The following is an 18,256-nucleotide window of genomic DNA, read 5'->3' as shown; positions in this document are numbered from 1 at the left end:
ACTCGCACTCTGACTGTTAAGGGGATTTGTATGATTCGAGCGACAAGGTTTTTGCTTCTGCTATTGTTGAATGCCGTTATTACTACTGCCGCCTCAGCGGCCACAGATCCGCTTCCGTCCTGGAATGACACGGCAACCAAACAGCAGATGATGCAGTTTGTTGAACAGACCACAGACAGCAGCTCTGCGCAGTTTGTACCTGCCTCTGAGCGGATTGCTACGTTTGATAACGATGGCACTTTATGGGCAGAGCAACCGGCGTATTTTCAGCTGTTTTACGCGATTGACAGGGTAAAAGCCCTAGCAGACAAACACCCTGAGTGGAAAACGGAAGAACCTTTCGCCTCCATTCTCAAAGGCGATATGGAAGGGGTGAAAAAGTCAGGCATGGAAGGCTTGATGAAGCTGGTGATGGTGACTCATGCCAACATGACAACAGAGCAGTTTTCCCAGTCGGTTGAGCAATGGATGCAAACCGCGAAGCACCCGGTGACGAACAAGCCTTTCACCGACATGGTTTACCAGCCCATGCTGGAGTTGCTGAACTACCTGCACAGCAACGGATACAAAACGTACATAGTTTCAGGCGGTGGTGTCGAATTTATGCGAACCTGGGCACCTCAGGTTTATGGTATCCCGCCTGAGCAGATTATCGGTTCGAGCATTAAAACTGAATATAAACTCATTGATGGTAAGCCTGCGATAACACGCCTTCCTGAAATTGACTTTATTGATGATAAAGAAGGAAAACCGGTCAATATTCAGAAAATTATCGGCAGGCGGCCTGTGATTGCTTTTGGCAACTCAGACGGCGACTTAGCTATGCTGCAATGGACCAAAGCGGGCAGTGGACCCCGGATGTCGCTCTTGTTACATCATACCGATGCTGAGCGGGAATGGGCTTACGATAAAGAGTCATCCATCGGCCACTTAGACAAAGCCTTGTCAGTGGCTGAAAAAGAGCAGTGGATCGTCGTAGATATGAAGCAGGACTGGAAGCAGGTTTTTCCGCAATAAGCCATTTTTCAGTGCCGCAGCAGAAATGAAATACGCCAGTCGTGGACTGGCGTATTGGCTGGACTGAGTGACTGTAAGAGCAGCGCATCAGGCTTTGTGCAGGTGCACTTCTTCGTCTTCTTCGCCTGCTTTTGGATCGTTAAAGCGGCTGATATCCATCTCGTTTTCAGATTTACCGACAATGCAGGTGACAACACTGTCGCCTGTGATGTTGACGGCAGTACGGATCATGTCCAGCAGGCGGTCAACACCCATGATGATAGCAATACCTTCTACCGGCAACCCTACCTGATTCAATACCATCGCCAGCATGATCAACCCGACGCCAGGGACACCGGCGGTACCGATTGAGGCCAGCGTCGCTGTCATGATCACAGCCATGTAATCGCCCATGGTCAGGTCGATATTAAATGCCTGAGCAATAAAGGCAGTGGCCACACCTTGCATGATGGCGGTGCCGTCCATGTTGATGGTCGCGCCCAATGGGACAGTGAATGAGGCCACTTTATTGCTGACACCCAGACGTTTGGTCGCCGTTTCCATAGTCACCGGGATGGTGGCATTTGAAGAAGCGGTGGAGAAGGCGAACATGATCGCATCTTCCATCTTCTTGAAGAAAACGAACGGGCTCAGACCCGAGAACATTTTCAGCATCAGGCCGTATGTGAACACCGCATGCAGAATCAGGGTGCAACTCAGCACCAGGAAGTAGCCCATCAGGTTATAGATAGCATCCAGACCCAGGCCGGTGAACAGCTTGGCCATCAGGAAGAATACCCCGTAAGGAGCGATGTGCATCAGCAATGCCACCAGCTTCATGATCACTTCGTTCAGATCGGCAAAGACGCCGGCAATGCGTTCGCCCGCTTTACCTGCTGCACTGATGGCAATACCGAACAGAATGGCAAAGACGATGATCTGCAGCGTATTGCCCTGCGCCATGGAATTGATAGGGTTGGTCGGGAACATGCCAATGATCACTTCACCCAGTGAAGGGGCTTCCTTGGCTGCAAATGAGGTCGCGGCCGCCAGATCTGCGCCTTCGCCAGGCTTAAACAGCGTGCCCATGGTCAGGGCAAGGGTAATGGCCACAGCCGTAGTGGTGAGATAGAAGGCCAGCGTTTTACCGCCAAGACGGCCAAGGGTGCTGATATCGCTCAGGGTGCTGGTACCGCACACCAGTGAGACGAAAACGAGGGGCACCACCAGCATTTTCAGGCTGGCAATAAAAATGGAACCGCCTACTTCGAACAGGCCGTTAACTATGTAGTCTTGAACAAATGCCGTGTCAGCGAAAAGCGAGCGGATGATAAATCCAGTCAAAATACCCAGCACCATACCGAGAATGACTCGGGCGGTCAGGGACAGTTTTTTGTTTTGGGTTTTCATGAAAGAACACTCCTTATTATATGTGGCTCTGTTACTGATCCTCAGAGCGCGGAGCAGATTACCAGTTCCGGTTACAAACCCGCGATGTAAAATCAATGTCATGATTTAAAGCTTGTATGAGATCACACTTTATTGAGCGATTTGTTAGTGAAAGCCTAAATTCATTAACAATTAAGAAACCGTTTGATTGCTTTATATACTGATATAGCAAGCATTTTTTAGTTAGATCGTCTGCTCTTTGCGATTTTGGAGAGATCAACGTCTTTGTGCGTGGGCCGTATGTACCGCTGAGAAGCGTATGATTGTGAGAGAGTTGCCGGTGGGGGGAGTCAGCGAAGCAAGGGAAAAGGATAAAAAAAGGAGCGACTGCTCCTTTTTAAGATGTTTTGCTGTGAATTGGTTTTACATCACACGCATGCCAGGCTGGGCACCGTCATGAGGCTCCAGCAGCCACAGATCTTTGCCACCAGGGCCGGCAGCCAGAATCATGCCTTCTGACATACCAAATTTCATTTTACGCGGTTTGAGGTTTGCCACGACAACCGTCAGCTTGCCGACCAGATCTTCCGGGTTATAGGCAGACTTAATGCCAGAGAAAACCTGACGGGTTTCGCCGCCGATATCGAGCTGGAACTTCAGCAGTTTGTCCGCTTTTGGCACAGACTCACAACTGATGATTTTCGCGATACGCAGATCCACTTTGGCAAAGTCATCGAACTCGATTTCATCCGCAATAGGCTCTTCAACCAAAGGTCCGGCAGCAGGTTTGGCAACCGCGGCTTTTTCAGCGGCGGCATCTTCTTTAGATGCCTCAACCATCGCTTCAATGTGTTTGCTGTCGATTCGGCTGAACAGGGCTTTGAACTTGGCAATATCATGGCCTGTCAGTGGCTGTGCGATACCCTCCCAGGTCAGGGTTTCATTGAGGAAGCCTTCAACGCGCTCTGCCAGTTTTGGCATCACAGGTTTGAGGTAAGTCATCAGCACGCGGAACAGGTTAATACCGACAGAGCAGATTGACTGCAGCTCGGCATCTTTGCCTTCTTCTTTGGCCACAACCCAAGGTGCTTTCTCATCGACGTACTGGTTGGCTTTGTCAGCCAGGGCAGTGATCTCGCGGATGGCACGACCAAATTCACGGTTCTCGTACAACTCGGCAATACGGTCAGACGCCGCCACAAATTCCTGGTACAGCGCCGGTTCTGCGAAGGTGTCGGCCAGTTTGCCGTCGAAGCGTTTGGTAATGAAACCTGCGTTACGGGAAGCCAGGTTGACAATCTTGTTCACGACATCGCTGTTGACGCGTTGTGAGAAGTCTTCCAGGTTCAGGTCCAGATCATCAATACGGTTGTTCAGTTTGGCGGCGTAGTAGTAGCGCAGGCACTCAGGATCCAGATGTTCCAGATAAGTGCTGGCTTTGACGAATGTCCCCTTAGACTTGGACATTTTGGCACCGTTGACGGTGACATAGCCGTGAACAAAGACATTGCTCGGTTTGCGCAGACCGGCACCGTCCAGCATGGCTGGCCAGAACAGGCTGTGGAAATACACTATGTCTTTCCCGATGAAATGGTAAAGCTCTGTAGTGCTGTCTTTGTGCCAGAATTCATCAAAGTTCAGATCGCCACGTTTGTCACACAGGTTTTTAAATGACCCCATGTAACCGATAGGCGCGTCCAGCCAGACGTAGAAATATTTGCCGGTTTCGCCCGGGATCTCAAAGCCGAAGTATGGCGCATCACGGGAAATATCCCATTGCTGCAGCCCGCCATCGAACCACTCCTGCATTTTATTGGATGTTTCTTCCTGCAGTGCGCCGGACTTGGTCCACGCTTTTAACATGCTTTCAAACTGAGGCAGGTCGAAGAAGAAGTGCACTGAGTCTTTCATTACCGGGGTGGCGCCAGAGACTGCCGATTTCGGATTGATCAGATCCGTCGGGCTGTAGGTCTCACCACAGTTGTCACAGTTATCACCGTACTGATCGTCCGCTTTACATTTCGGGCAGGTGCCTTTGACGAAACGGTCCGGCAGAAACATTTCTTTCTCTGGATCGAACAGCTGAGAAATGGTGCGGCTGGTAATAAAGCCGTTTTTCTTGAGTTCGTTATAGATGAAAGAAGACAGCTCGCGGTTCTCTTCAGAATGCGTGCTGTGGTAGTTATCAAAGCTGATATCGAAGCCAGCAAAATCCGCCTGGTGCTCTTTGCTCACTTCGGCAATCATTTGCTCAGGCTCCATCCCCATCTGTTGGGCCTTAAGCATAATTGGCGTACCGTGCGCGTCGTCTGCACAGATGAAATGAACTTCGTTGCCGCGAAGGCGCTGATAGCGCACCCAGATATCCGCCTGGATATGCTCAAGCATGTGGCCAAGGTGGATAGAACCGTTAGCGTACGGCAGGGCGCAGGTCACCAGAATTTTTCTTGGGTTTGCAGCCATATTTCTCTATTCGCTCATGATGGGTAAAAAAGATAATAAGCCTTGAATAGTACCCCAAGGCAGGCCTGATTCATAGCCGTAATCACTGACAATTAGAGCGGTTTCAGGCGCAAAGTGATAGGATAAAAACAGCGTATTACAACGAACCAAGCAGGTCTTTCTCATGGTGAATAATCCCGACAGTCCTTTTGCCGATAAAGCGGCATTGTGTGACTGGTTAAATCAGTTTACACATCCCTGGCTGGTGCATGCGTGGGCGGACACTTCCGGTCTCGTCCACTGGCAAGGTGATCAGGAAGTGCACATCACGCTGCCTTTTGCCGCTTCGTCTGTGGCCGATGCGTTGACAGACTGGATTGCTGATCAGCAGGCTCAGCAGATTGCCACTGATCTGAACGTCAGTGTCAAAGTGCGGGTCGCGCCGCTGGCCGCCAATGACAAGCCGCTATTGAAAGGCGTTAAGAATCTGCTGGTAGTCAGTTCGGCCAAAGGCGGCGTAGGCAAGTCGACAACAGCCGTGAATCTGGCGCTGGGATTACAGGCGCTGGGCGCCCGGGTCGGGCTGCTGGATGCCGATATCTATGGGCCATCTGTGCCTATGATGCTGGGCGCGGCAGATGAAAAACCGTCCTCACCGGACGGAAAAATGATGTCCCCGGTGCTGGCGCATGGTCTGTATACCAATTCTGTCGGCTATCTGGTGCCGGCCGATAATGCCACTGTGTGGCGCGGCCCGATGGCATCGAAAGCCCTGGCGCAGATTATGAATGAAACTCTGTGGCCGGAGCTGGATTATCTGGTGGTCGATATGCCGCCCGGCACGGGAGATATCCAGCTGACCATGGCGCAGCAGATGCCGGTCACCGGGGCTGTGGTGATCACCACCCCGCAGGATCTGGCCCTGGCTGATGCCATCAAGGGGGTCAACATGTTCAGTAAAGTGCATGTGCCTGTACTTGGCGTGGTGGAAAACATGAGCTACCACATATGCAGCGCCTGCGGTCATCATGAGGCGATTTTTGGTACCGGAGGGGCGGAGAAAATGGCGCGGGACTACGCAATTCCTTTGCTGGCCCAGGTGCCACTGCATATTCAGATCCGTCAGGATATTGACGAAGGCACACCGACAGTGGCGTCTTCACCTGACAGTGAGCAGGCCCAGGCTTATATAGAGTTAGCCGGCCGTGTCGCCAGCCGACTCTATTGGCATGGGCAACCTGTGGCAGAGCAGATCAGTATTAAAACCCTGTAATTGCAGTCAATGTAACTGTTTCAACCTTGTTTACCGTTGCATTTGCATAATGTTTTGAGCGCAAGATCGCATTTGCTCTGGTATCCAAGGCGCCAACTCCTTATAATCGTGCGGTTTAATTTTTACCTGCAGTATAGTGCTGTGCCGCAGAGCCGGGACGGTTACTGAATTTGGGTAATAACCCGCTAGATATTCTTACAGGTGCTTTCTGATATGTCTGAACATTCACACCAATGCGTAATTATCGGGATTGCAGGCGCGTCTGCTTCCGGTAAAAGTTTGATTGCCAGAACGGTTTACAACGAACTTAGAGAAAAAGTTGGCGATCAACAGATCGGTGTTATTACGGAAGATTGTTACTATAACGATCAAAGTCACCTGAGTATGGATGAACGGGTAAAGACCAATTATGACCATCCCAATGCCCTTGATCATGATTTGCTTTGCGATCATCTCGAAACCCTGATGCGTGGTGAAGCGGTGGAAGTGCCGCAGTACAGTTACAGCGAGCACACCCGCATGACAGAAACCACCTCGCTGACACCCAAAAAGGTGATCATTCTGGAAGGTATCCTGCTGCTGACGGATCCCCGTTTACGTGATCTGATGCACGCGACTGTGTTTATGGATACCCCGCTGGATATCTGCCTGTTGCGCCGTTTGCAGCGTGATGTGGCAGAACGCGGCCGGACAATGTCATCGGTACTGCAGCAATACCAGAAAACCGTTCGCCCTATGTTTATGCAGTTCATTGAACCGTCCAAACAGTATGCCGATATTATTGTGCCGCGAGGTGGCAAGAACCGCATTGCGATCGATGTATTAAAAGCGCATATTGCCCGCTTACTCAAAGCGTAAAGGTATGGCAAAGGCTGGCTCAGGTCAGCCTTTTTTGTCTCCTGAACCCTGCGTTGTAATAAAAAGACGTGACGACATGTCACGCAAGCGGCTGCAAAGATAGACCTGCTGCGAGCAGGTCGTTATAGTGGCGGCAAACATTTCTGATAGTCTTTTTTGATTTTTTGCCCTGGAGATAACCCGCACCATGAGACTTTGTGACAAGGACATCAAGGCCTATCTTGATGAAGGTAAGATCAGTATTGAGCCGCGCCCGTCAAATGATGTGATCAGCGGTCTGACAATCGATGTCACCTTAGGTAATAATTTCCGTATTTTTACCGACCACGGTGCCCCGTTTATCGATCTCTCCGGCAAAAAAGAAGATGTTGCGGCACAGCTCGAAAAAGTCATGAGTGATGAGATTGAGGTCACTGATGGTGATGCCTTTTTCCTCCATCCGGGACAACTGGCGCTGGCGGTGACTCACGAATCTGTCACCTTACCGGATAACATTGTCGGCTGGCTGGATGGACGCTCTTCGCTGGCCCGCCTGGGTTTGATGGTGCACGTCACAGCGCACCGTATCGATCCGGGCTGGTCGGGCAGAATCGTATTGGAATTCTATAACAGTGGCCGGCTGCCGCTGGCACTGCGCCCGCATATGCCGATTGGTGCCCTGAGCTTTGAGGTGCTGTCAGGCTCTGCGGAGAAGCCTTATAACAAGCGCGCCAATGCGAAATATCACAATCAGCAGGGTGCGGTTGCCAGCCGAATCAATGAAGATGAGAAGAAACAGCACTGATTATTGTCAGAAGCGCATTAAATTGTAGTCAGAATGATAAGGTCACCTTAACGGTGGCCTTATTTTTTGCTTTAATAAATCAGGTATTTTGACATTTTTTGTTGGCATTTTTAGTGTGTCACAGGTCAATAAATGTTGTTCAATATGGCACACACTCCGAGGACAGAATGAAAAAAATTCTCTATGTACTGCTGGCGATCGTGCTGGTTGTGGTGGTGGCGATTGGCGTTCTGGTGACGCTGGTCGACCCGAACCAATTTAAGCCTTTGATTGCGGAACAGGTGAAGAAGGCCACCGGCCGTGATTTGGTTATTGAAGGCGATATCGGCTGGCGTTTTTTCCCGAGCGTGGGCTTCGCGATTGGCCGGACCGAATTTCGTAATCCGGCAGGTTTTGATGAAACCAACCTGGTTCAGTTCAATGAAGCGGGTGTGTCTGTGTCTGTACTGCCGCTGCTGTCTAACCGGCTGGAAATTGGCCAGGTCACGCTCAAAGATGCCCGTGTGTTTATTCAGACGCGCAAAGATGGCGTCAGTAACCTCGATGGCTTAGGTGGCGATAAACCGGCCGCAGACAGGGCGTCTGATTCTCGGGAAACTGAGGTACAGCCGACAGCATCAGGTGAGGGTGAAGTGGTGGCTGAAGGCGAAACGGCAACCGGTGAGAAGTGGGTGATCAGTCTGGCAGGTATAGCACTTGAAAATGCCAGTGTCAGCCTGCGGGACGATCAGGCAGGCACCGTCACTGCGCTGGACTCGCTGAACATGAATCTGAGCCAGTTTGCACCGGGTGAATGGGCGGATCTGAATTTTGATCTGGCGGGTCAAAACGGTGCGATGCGCTTCTCTGCCCAGGGCACCACCAGCCTGCAATTGGCGGAAACTCTGGATAACGCGGCGCTGAAAAACACCGAGCTCTCCGCCAGCATGACAGAAGCCGGCACTCAGCTGGATAATGTTACGGTGAAACTGGATGCCTTTAATCTGGGCGAGTGGAGCGACGTGACGCTGTCAGCCAAAGGGCAGATCCCCGATCTTGCCTTCAATGCTGAGGGTAAAACCCGGATTAGGGTCAGCCAGGATAAGGCGAACATTTCGCTGCAGGCGCTGGATCTGAAATCAGATCTCGAAGGTGCCGCTCTGCCCCGGCCGACGATGAAAGTGGCCGTGTCTGGCGATGCTGAATACGATCTCAAAGCCGCGCTGGCGACCCTGAGCGGGTTGACAGTGAAGGCGGATGAACTGGCGTTGAACGGCGACGCCTCTTTCAAACAGGCCGATATTCCGGTGCTCCGTTTTGCGCTCAGCAGTGAGGAGATCAATGTCGACAACTGGACCGGTGGCGACGCAGAGGCTGCAGCCAGTGAGGAGGCCAAGCCGTCAGAGACCGCAAACACGGCATCTGCACCGGCTGGCAGTACGTCGGTCAGCGAACAGGAGCCTGATCTGTCGGTCTTGAAACAGTTCGATGTCGACGGCACTGTGACGGTGAAGCGCTTTGTGGCGGCCAACGCCAGGCTGAGCAATGTTGATCTGGCGATAGCGGTTAAAAATGGGGTGTTTTCTCTCAACAAATTCGCGGCAGATTTGTATGACGGGACAATATCCGCCACAGCCAGACTGGATGCCAACGGTGCTTTGCCGGTGTACCAGATCAGCAATACCATCAAAGGGGTACAGGTACAGCCTTTGCTGGTCGATGTCGCCGACAATGATATTCTGGCGGGCACGGGTAACATTGATGTTGAAGTGGCAGGCAAAGGTCTGGCAGAGTCGCGGCTCAAGAAGAACCTGGACGGGACAATCGCCATCAATTTTGCTGATGGTGCGGTCAACGGGATCAATATTGCCAAGATGATCCGTGAAGCCAAGGCCAAGCTGAAAGGTCAGTCTGATACGGTACAGAACGAGCCGAAAAAGACAGATTTCTCTGCGCTGACGGCGACCTTTATGCTGAAAGACGGCAAAGCGGCGACCAATAATATGCATCTGGCTTCGCCTCTGCTGCGTGTTGATGGCAAAGGGAATACGGATCTGACCGAGCAGTCACTGGCGTTTCAGATTGATACCTCTGTGGTGGCCACCAGTAAAGGACAGGGCGGTAAATCGGTAGACGAAGTCGCGGATATCACAGTGCCGCTTGATATTACCGGCACCTGGCAGGCGCCAGATTATGCCATCAACTTTAAAGAGCTGGTGAAGCGGAACAGCGAGCTGGATAAGCGGGCGAAAGAGCTGGAAGCAAAAGCCAAAAAAGAAGCCGACAGGCTGGAAGAAAAGGCCAACAAGGAAGTGCAACGCGGGCTGGATAAATTGCTGGGCGATAAAGCCGGTGACGATAAAGTCAAAGAAGCCACGGATAAGTTGCTGAAAGGACTGTTTAACTAACGCGCAGTTTGCGATTAAACCAATGAGATCAGGGCCAGCCGGGTAAACCGCTGGCCCTTTTTATGCCAGCCGCTATTTTGTTACTGATAATGTAGTTGGGCTATCTCTGACTGAGCGGTTTGGTACAATCAGCAAAAAATTATGGAGAGTGACCTTGGATTCAGTGACACAGGCGGCGTTGGGCGCTGCTGTTGCCGGCATGATAGCCGGCCGAAAAGCCTCACCCAAAGTGCTGGTGGCCGGTGCCATGCTGGGGACCTTGCCGGATCTTGATGTGTTAATCGATTATGGCGATCCCGTATCGGATATGGTGAAGCATCGCGGCTTCAGCCACTCTCTTTTTGTGCTGTTTCCGCTTTCGTTGTTGCTGGCGTGGTGCTGGCACCGATGGCGGCCAGCCAGCTCATTCAGTTTCCTGCGGTTGTGGGGCCTGGTGGCGGCCTGCCTGATCACCCATCCCATTCTGGATGCCTTTACCGCTTACGGTACTCAGCTTTTGTGGCCTTTGCCTGTCAGTGTGGCGGTGTCCAGTATCTTCATCATTGACCCGCTTTATACTCTGCCGCTGTTAGTGACGCTACTGGCCGCGCTACTGTGGCGAGATCGTATTGCCAGCCTGTGCAAAGCCGGTGTTATCCTGTCCAGTCTGTACCTGATCTGGTCGGTAGTGGCGATGCACATGATTGAGCAGAGAGTGGAAAACCAGGTGGCAGGAACGCCACTGGAAGGCAAGCCGGTTTTTGTCTCGCCAACGCCTTTTAATACCGTGCTATGGCGAATTGTGGTGTTAGGCGAGGACAGCTACTGGGAAGGGTTGTCATCACTGCTGGATGAGTCAGACACTGTGGACTTTCTTGAGAAAGACCGCGGCCGATGGCCACTGAACGACAAGCCTTCAACCTTGCAGGCGCTTGAACGTTTTACCCGTCAATTCATTCGCTATGAAGATAACGGCAGCCAGATCATCGCCACAGATCTGCGTCTGGGCATGGTGGATTATCTGCCGTTCCGGTTTGTGTTTGCCAGCCGGGAGAAGCATGCAGACTGGCAATTCCCGCTGCCGGTCCAGTTGAACAGCCCAGCGGTGCGGATCAAACATTTACCTTCTTTGTGGCTGCGCCTGTTAGGCAATCAGGATATTGATGCAGACCTCTGCCACGCGTCTGAGGCCTGTCATCATTCGGCGCTGCCGTCGTCCTGATTACCAGTCTACGCCTTTGCGGGCTTTGATACCGCTCTCAAAGGCGTGTTTGATGTTGCGAACTTCTGAAACGGTATCGGCCATGTCAGTCAGGCGACGGTGAGCCGCACGGCCTGTTACCACCACGGATTGCTCCGGTGGGCGCTGTGCGATAGTGTCCAGCACTTCATCGATATCCAGATAGCCGTAAGTCAGCATGTAAGTCAGCTCGTCGAGCAATACCACGTCATAGCTGGCGTCTGTCAGCATCTTTTTACATTCGGTCCAGGTGGTCTGCGCCGCGAGTGTATCGGCTTCTTTGTCTTGCGTGTCCCAGGTAAATCCTGTGCCCATGACAGCGAAAGTGACGCCGTGCTGTTCGAGCAGGTTCCGCTCGCCATTGTCCCAGGTGCCTTTGATAAACTGACCGACACCGCATTTCTGACCATGGCCGACCGCGCGGGCAATAGTGCCGAAACCAGAGGTGGATTTACCTTTACCGTTACCGGTAATGACCAGCAAAATGCCTTTTTCTGTCTGAGCGGCAGCCACTCGGGCATCGACTTCATCTTTGACTTTTTGCTGCCGGGTTTTGTAACGATCCTGCTTATTGTGTTCGTCTGCCATAACTGCCTCTTTATGTTGGCGTTCCTGCGGAAAAGAAAAGAGGTGATTGTGTTCGAGCAGAGCACAAGACGCAAGTGGGATTGGCGGTTTAATGACGTCCTGACTCTCTCATTCCTTAGTCAATGGAAGAAAATAGGGATTGCTATACTTCTAGCGTGAACCCTTAGCAGGTAAAGAAGGTGAAGTTGTGAAATACGTCCTTTTCGTCTTTTTCATTGCGGTGCTGGCAGTGAGTGGCTGTGCAAGAAATCCTTACGGTGATAGCTATGGCCGATCTCAGGCCCAGCAGATCCAGCAAGTGAAATACGGCACTATTGTTCAGATTGATCCTGTGACCTTAGAAGGTGAGCAGAATGTGATTGGCACCATAGCCGGTGCAGCCGTGGGCGGGATACTGGGCTCGAAAATCGGTGGCGGCAGCGGTTCAGACATTGCTGCCATCGGGGGCGGTTTACTGGGTGGTTATGCCGGGAGCAAAGCCTCACAGAATCTGTCGGAAAGTAACGGGGTGAACCTGACGATTAAACTCGATTCAGGCGAAACCATTGCTATCGTCCAGGCTGTTGATCCTAATATGCTTTTTCGGGTGGGACAGAAAGTCCGGATTAATGTCACCGGCAGAACCGCACGGGTAGTGCCTCAGTAATCCATTCTTTAACGCTGTGGTTTCAATAGTAAACAAGGCGTGTTTCGCTTGCTCAGATCCGGATTGGACAGCCAGACCGCTAGGTTGCGGCCTGGCTGATGTATAGGATGACAGGAGTTGGCCGGTGCTTATGCCTTAGCGACCAGCTCAGTCATTCTTTGCAATTCCGTCAGCAAACCTATGAGACCTTTCTTCATTGCGTCATTGGCTTCCAGCACGCCTTGGTCATTAATGTATTGATTATAAAAGGCAATAGGTACAGAAGCCGACAGGGTTAGCGTGCCGACGCCAGAGAGCAGCAGCCGTAAGGCCTGAGTTGAACGCAGCCCGCCGGACACCCCGCCATAACTGACAATACCGGCTGGCTTTCCAGCCCATTCTTTGGCCAGAAATTGAATCGCGTTGACTAATGCGGCAGGCGGAAAGTAGTCGTATTCCGGGGTCACAAAGAGAATGGCATCCGCTGCGGTAACGGTTTGGCTCCACTGCTTAGTATGTGCTTGGGTGTATTTTTGCTGAGCAGGGTGATCAGGCTCGTCCAGTAAGGGCAGGTTCACTGCTTTCAGATCAGCAAATGCCACTTCAAACTGTTCTGCACTTTCTGCTTCCTGTACTACCCACTCAGCAACCGGTAAACCACCACGGTTAGGCCGGGTACTGCCGAAGATGATTAATAGTTTTTTCATACTTTTTCCTTGAATACTGACACAGGCTAGTGACGTCAATGTTCAAGTGTAGTGGTGATTCGCCGTCAATGATGAAGGGCAAAGTATTTTCTATGTCGTTGCAGGAAAACTTGAGGTAAGACGGGCAGTAAGGACTGACAGTGACGCATCAGCCTTACCGGATAAAAATATCTATATCTAAATATCTATGAATGCCTTGGGGCAAACATGATGATGCACATACCCGTAATGGCGACAGACGCACCGAGCAAATCCCAAAACGTAGGGCGGATGCCATCTACCAACCATAGCCAGAAGATGGCAGCGAAGATATAAACCCCGCCGTAGGCAGCGTATACCCGGCCGGACGCTGTGGGGTGCAAAGACAAAAGCCAGGCGAACAGCGCCAGGCAAATAGCGGCAGGAAACAGCAGCCAAACCGATTTGCCTTCCCTCAGCCATAAATAGGGAAGGTAGCAGCCGAGAATTTCTGCCAGTGCGGTGCATAAAAACAGCATCAGGGTTTTCAGTTCTGTCATGGGGCGTATTGTCATTGCTAGTGGGATTTCAGGCGCTATTTAACCATAACAGCATCTGCAACGGTGTATTTACTGAGATCGCTGCTGGTTTTTTCAATATTTGGCTGAGCTTGCGCCTGATCCCGAACATATTGGATAAAAAGGTATTTCTATTGACTAGGTTGAAAGGAGTGAATAGGATCACACTTTTACACGCCGTGGAGAGACAGATGTCAATTACGCCGCCTTAGCCGACAAGCCACCTCCTAATCTTTCTAACCTCTTGTTTACACAATTTTTTGAGAAATTTTATGATAGAAACGATAAAGCGTGATTGGTTATCCAATGTGCGTGGTGATGTATTGTCCGGGCTTGTAGTTGCACTGGCTCTTATTCCAGAGGCGATTGCTTTTTCCATTATTGCCGGGGTTGATCCAAAAATCGGCCTGTATGCCTCATTCAGTATCGCGGTCATTATTGCGTTTACCGGCGGTCGCCCTGGCATGATTTCAGCGGCAACCGGTGCCATGGCGCTGCTGATGGTGACTCTGGTCAAAGAGCATGGTTTGCAGTATTTGCTGGCAGCCACAGTACTCACCGGTATCTTGCAAATCGCGGCCGGGTATCTGAAATTGGGTGATTTGATGCGCTTCGTTTCCCGTTCGGTCGTCACGGGATTTGTTAACGCATTAGCCATTTTGATCTTTATGGCCCAGTTACCTGAACTGACCAATGTGGCCTGGCACGTTTATGCTCTGACGGCGGCCGGTTTGGGTATTATCTACCTGTTCCCTTACGTCCCTTTCGTCGGAAAAATGCTGCCATCGCCACTGGTGTGTATTCTTGTCATTACTGCCGTCACATTGACCTTTGGTATTGATATCCGCACGGTTGGCGACATGGGGCAATTGCCTGATACCTTACCTGTTTTTCTGTGGCCGGATGTGCCGCTGAATCTGGAAACCTTATGGATTATCCTGCCTTATTCAGTCGGTCTGGCCATAGTAGGTTTGCTGGAATCCATGATGACAGCCACAATCGTGGATGATCTCACCGACACCAACAGCGACAAAAACCGGGAGTGTAAAGGTCAGGGGATTGCAAATATCGCCACCGGCTTTCTGGGTGGGATGGCTGGTTGTGCCATGATTGGTCAGTCGGTTATCAACATCAAATCCGGTGGCCGGGGCAGGCTATCAACCTTTATCGCAGGTTTGTTCCTGCTGATCATGGTGGTTTTTCTCAGTGACTGGATCAAGCAGATCCCAATGGCGGCACTGGTTGCTGTCATGATTATGGTGTCTATTGGCACTTTCTCCTGGTCTTCGATTAAAGATCTGAAGTCACACCCGCTGTCGACCAATATTGTGATGGTCACCACCGTTGCTGTGGTCGTGGCCACACACAACCTTGCTATTGGTGTGTTTGTCGGTGTTCTGCTGGCGGCCCTGTTCTTTGCCAACAAGATCGGCCACTTTATGGTGGTGAAGAGTGATCTGGAACAAAACGGCGAAGCAAGAACCTATCGTGTTGTGGGACAAGTCTTTTTTGCCTCTTCAGATCAATTTCTCGCCGCCTTTGACTACAAGGAAGTGCTGGAGCGTGTCACTATTGACCTGTCATCAGCCCACTTCTGGGATATCACAGCCGTCTCATCGCTGGACAAAGCCGTTCTTAAGTTCCGCCGTGAAGGTACCCAAGTCAATATTATCGGCATGAATGAAGCAACTGCGACCATAGTTGATAAATTTGGTGTTCATGACAAGCCGGAAGAAGTTGAAAAACTGATGGGCGGCCATTAAGGAGATATCATGACGCAATATATTACCGCATGTATAGACGGCCAGCATTACTCGAAAGCCGTGGTGGAACTGGCAGCCTGGACAGCCAGGCGTTTGGATACACCGCTAAAACTGCTGCACGTGCTGGATAAAGACAGGTATCAGGCTGATTCTCAGCTGTCCGGGACAATTGGTCTGGGCAGCCGTGAAGCGTTACTGAAAGAGCTCAGCGAGCTGGATGAGAAACGCTCCAAACTGGAAATACAGCACAGCAAAGCTTTGCTCAATGATCTGGAATCTCTGGTCACTGACACTGGTGTCCCTGCTGTGGTCAAGCAGCAATTGCATGGGCATCTTGTCGAGACGTTACTGGAGCTGGAACCGGAAATTCGGGTACTGGTGCTGGGTAAATCTGGTGAGTTACATCAGCAGGATGCCAAGGCGATTGGCTCGCAGCTGGAAAGTGTGGTGCGGGCATTTTCGACCCACACTCTGATTGCTAACGGCGATTTCAGTGAACCGGCTGAGTATCTGCTGGCGTTTGATGGCAGCGAAACCAGCCAGAAGCTGGTGCAGAAGGCCATTGATACACCATTACTGAAAGGGATGACGTGCCACTTAGTGATGGTGGAAGATGCTGACAACAAACGCGACGCCTTTGAGTCTGCGGCCGAGACCCTGAGCAATGCAGGTATTACCGTCACTAAAGTGTGCCTGACGGGAGCAGTCGGCAGTGCAATTTTGCAATATCAGCAGGAAAAATCGATTGGCATGATAGTGATGGGGGCGTACGGCCACTCTAAGCTGCGCCAGTTCTTTGTCGGCAGTAATACTACCCGGCTTCTGGTGGATGCCACTGTTCCTATGCTGTTAATCCGATAACGCAAAGCGCATCAGAGACTCAGACCAAGGGAGCGATTTCGCTCCCTTTTTTGATCGTTGTGTTCCTCTTCCCCTATCATGAGGTTGTGTACACTGTTTTAGTTTTGGCTCACCGAAATACGCTGATCAATTATTAAGTCATTAACATTCCAGTTGTAAGCATCCATCAGGTTCACCATTTCGTTGTATACAGGTTGTTCTTTATCGATATCTCGTATTGTAAGGAGAATGGTGAATGGAACTTGCACACATTCGGCTTCATAGCCGTCTCGGTCGAGGATCTTTACTCGCAGTCTCCAGTTTTCAATATCTACACCTTTTGGGAAACGTTTTTGGTACACTTTGATTGGTGACCATTTGTCCCCGTTTTTTACTAATTCTTCTTCGTAAAGGTGAGCTCCTTTTTTGGGAGGTATTTTGGAATTAAATCCATCCTCACTGATTTCTCCAAAGCCAACTTGTACATCAACTTGGCAATACTCAAAAGCTTGGTTAGCATTTAGTTCAGGTTGATATACAAGTGTTATGAAAAACTCACCTTTAACTTTTCCATCTTTTGTTCTAAGGCAATCGGGGATTGGGAAAGGTAGTTTTTGAACCTCAAAACTCTTTTGTGCATGTCCTTCAAATGCCAGTGTTGTTTCATAATCATTAACTCCTACTATCTCTTGAAGGTCTCCTGGAAGACCCCAGCCATAGTAGGGGCGGTGCACTTCGTCAACGGAGGAACCAATACCCATATTTGCATTGTGAATGATTAGAGCCTTCACAAGATTGGGTGTAGCTCTTGGCCCTAGTTGATGGAACAAGTTTGCTGCAATGTTGGACACAATAGGTGTGGCATAACTTGTGCCAATATCATTTCTTTTCATGCCATTAGGGCATATAGAATTAACACCCAAAGGTATGTGGGTTCCACCTACATCTACAGTGTTGCCTCCAAAGTGAACGATATCAGGTTTTTGAACGTAATTTGATACAGGTCCTTTGCGGGAAAAAGGAGAGGGTTCTTCGTTTTTAACGTAGCCATCGACATGAGCCAGCGAACCAACAGTCAAACCTCGAATAGAGTCCCCAGGGCTCGATATCCCATCATCTAGTTTCGTGGTAGGGGGCCAAGATCGCATTCCTTTGACAAAGTTCCCAGCAGCTATAACACATAGGCACTGATACTTATCCTGAAACTCGTCTATCATCAGCGCCATAGCTGATATTTCAAACATTGACACAGCTTCTGATGAGCCAAGAGATAAGTTCCATACCTTAATGTCGGGATACATTTCGGCAGTTTCGTACATTGCGTTAACAATGTCGTAAATATCACCAATGTTATTTCCCAGTACTTCTACGCTTACTACTTTTGATTGACACTTGGGAAAACGCGGATCTTGGTTGTACAGATGAGGGTTTGAAATCATACCACTAACAAATGTGCCATGATTGAGGTCGCGAAAGGGTTCTGGAACTTTTTGGTTAAAGCCAATAACCCATTTATTGAGTGGTTGACAAACTACACTGACACCGCTATCGACTACCCCCACTACTGGATAATCTAACAATGGATCGGGTGGTAAGATGTCTGCAGGTTCTGCATTTATTCCTTTATTGTTCATTGGTTGAAGTGCAATGTTGTTTGAATTAACAGCACTTTGAATTGTAGTCAAGGTTGGAATCATCGATAGCAGCGCATCGGTGTTTGAACTTATTTTGTACAACCGGACAGATTGTGAGCGAGAGGGTGTTCATAGTTCTGTGTCAGCATAAGTCACAGATCCACATATTGATCGACCCTGTTCGGGAAGTGGAGGCTCAATTGGGATAACGTCAG

15 protein-coding genes are annotated in these 18,256 nt (G+C 50.4%); 9 read left to right on the top strand and 6 right to left on the bottom strand.

Annotation, left to right across the window (positions count from 1 at the left end):
• Positions 1-30 precede the first annotated feature (30 nt).
• Complete coding sequence (locus H511_RS0113350; protein WP_027252749.1) at positions 31-1,017, top strand: HAD family hydrolase; 987 nt, start codon at positions 31-33, stop codon at positions 1,015-1,017.
• A gap of 87 nt (positions 1,018-1,104) precedes the next feature.
• On the opposite strand, the gene H511_RS0113345 is transcribed toward H511_RS0113350, so the two are convergent.
• Positions 1,105-2,406 carry a dicarboxylate/amino acid:cation symporter gene (locus H511_RS0113345; protein ID WP_027252748.1) on the bottom strand — a complete coding sequence of 434 codons (1,302 nt, stop codon included), beginning with the start codon at positions 2,404-2,406 and terminating at the stop codon, positions 1,105-1,107.
• A 402-nt stretch (positions 2,407-2,808) separates the two neighbouring features.
• Positions 2,809-4,848 carry a methionine--tRNA ligase gene (gene metG / locus H511_RS0113340; RefSeq protein ID WP_027252747.1) on the bottom strand — a complete coding sequence of 680 codons (2,040 nt, stop codon included), beginning with the start codon at positions 4,846-4,848 and terminating at the stop codon, positions 2,809-2,811.
• Positions 4,849-5,011: 163 nt separating this feature from the next.
• Here metG and apbC point away from each other — a divergent pair, with 163 nt between their 5' ends.
• The 5 genes from apbC (at position 5,012) to H511_RS0113310 (ending at position 11,330) form a co-directional block, all read left to right on the top strand.
• The gene (gene apbC, locus H511_RS0113330) at positions 5,012-6,100 is read left to right on the top strand and encodes an iron-sulfur cluster carrier protein ApbC (protein WP_027252746.1); all 1,089 of its coding nucleotides are present in this window, start codon (positions 5,012-5,014) and stop codon (positions 6,098-6,100) included.
• 213 nt (positions 6,101-6,313) lie between these two features.
• A complete protein-coding gene (gene udk / locus H511_RS0113325; protein WP_027252745.1) occupies positions 6,314-6,958 on the top strand; it encodes a uridine kinase in 645 nt (214 codons plus the stop codon).
• Positions 6,959-7,145: 187 nt separating this feature from the next.
• A complete protein-coding gene (dcd, locus tag H511_RS0113320) occupies positions 7,146-7,742 on the top strand; it encodes a dCTP deaminase (RefSeq protein WP_027252744.1) in 597 nt (198 codons plus the stop codon).
• Between the two features lie 167 nt (positions 7,743-7,909).
• Positions 7,910-10,129, top strand: coding sequence for an AsmA family protein (locus tag H511_RS0113315; RefSeq protein WP_027252743.1), 2,220 nt, complete (start codon positions 7,910-7,912; stop codon positions 10,127-10,129).
• A gap of 154 nt (positions 10,130-10,283) precedes the next feature.
• Entirely contained in the window at positions 10,284-11,330 is a 1,047-nt protein-coding gene (locus tag H511_RS0113310; RefSeq protein WP_027252742.1) for a metal-dependent hydrolase, read from the top strand.
• On the opposite strand, the gene cobO is transcribed toward H511_RS0113310, so the two are convergent.
• On the bottom strand, positions 11,331-11,936 hold the full coding sequence (gene cobO, locus H511_RS0113305; RefSeq protein ID WP_027252741.1) for a cob(I)yrinic acid a,c-diamide adenosyltransferase: 606 nt from the start codon (positions 11,934-11,936) through the stop codon (positions 11,331-11,333).
• 187 nt (positions 11,937-12,123) lie between these two features.
• Between cobO and H511_RS0113300 the strand changes: the two genes are divergently transcribed.
• On the top strand, positions 12,124-12,582 hold the full coding sequence (locus H511_RS0113300; RefSeq protein ID WP_027252740.1) for an outer membrane lipoprotein: 459 nt from the start codon (positions 12,124-12,126) through the stop codon (positions 12,580-12,582).
• Positions 12,583-12,710: 128 nt separating this feature from the next.
• On the opposite strand, the gene H511_RS0113295 is transcribed toward H511_RS0113300, so the two are convergent.
• Complete coding sequence (locus tag H511_RS0113295) at positions 12,711-13,268, bottom strand: NADPH-dependent FMN reductase (RefSeq protein WP_027252739.1); 558 nt, start codon at positions 13,266-13,268, stop codon at positions 12,711-12,713.
• Between the two features lie 185 nt (positions 13,269-13,453).
• Entirely contained in the window at positions 13,454-13,786 is a 333-nt protein-coding gene (locus tag H511_RS0113290) for a YnfA family protein (RefSeq protein ID WP_027252738.1), read from the bottom strand.
• Positions 13,787-14,076: 290 nt separating this feature from the next.
• Between H511_RS0113290 and H511_RS0113285 the strand changes: the two genes are divergently transcribed.
• Positions 14,077-15,567, top strand: a complete 1,491-nt coding sequence (locus H511_RS0113285) for a SulP family inorganic anion transporter (protein ID WP_027252737.1) — start codon at positions 14,077-14,079, stop codon at positions 15,565-15,567.
• Positions 15,568-15,576: 9 nt separating this feature from the next.
• A complete protein-coding gene (locus H511_RS0113280; RefSeq protein ID WP_027252736.1) occupies positions 15,577-16,428 on the top strand; it encodes a universal stress protein in 852 nt (283 codons plus the stop codon).
• Positions 16,429-16,526: 98 nt separating this feature from the next.
• Here H511_RS0113280 and H511_RS23395 read toward each other — a convergent pair whose 3' ends face one another.
• Positions 16,527-18,092, bottom strand: coding sequence for a S8 family peptidase (locus tag H511_RS23395; protein WP_162144614.1), 1,566 nt, complete (start codon positions 18,090-18,092; stop codon positions 16,527-16,529).
• Positions 18,093-18,256 lie beyond the last annotated feature (164 nt).

Origin of the sequence: Photobacterium halotolerans DSM 18316 (genome assembly GCF_000425165.1) — a bacterium.
Lineage (GTDB): Bacteria > Pseudomonadota > Gammaproteobacteria > Enterobacterales > Vibrionaceae > Photobacterium > Photobacterium halotolerans.
This window is presented reverse-complemented; position numbering and strand designations above follow the sequence as displayed.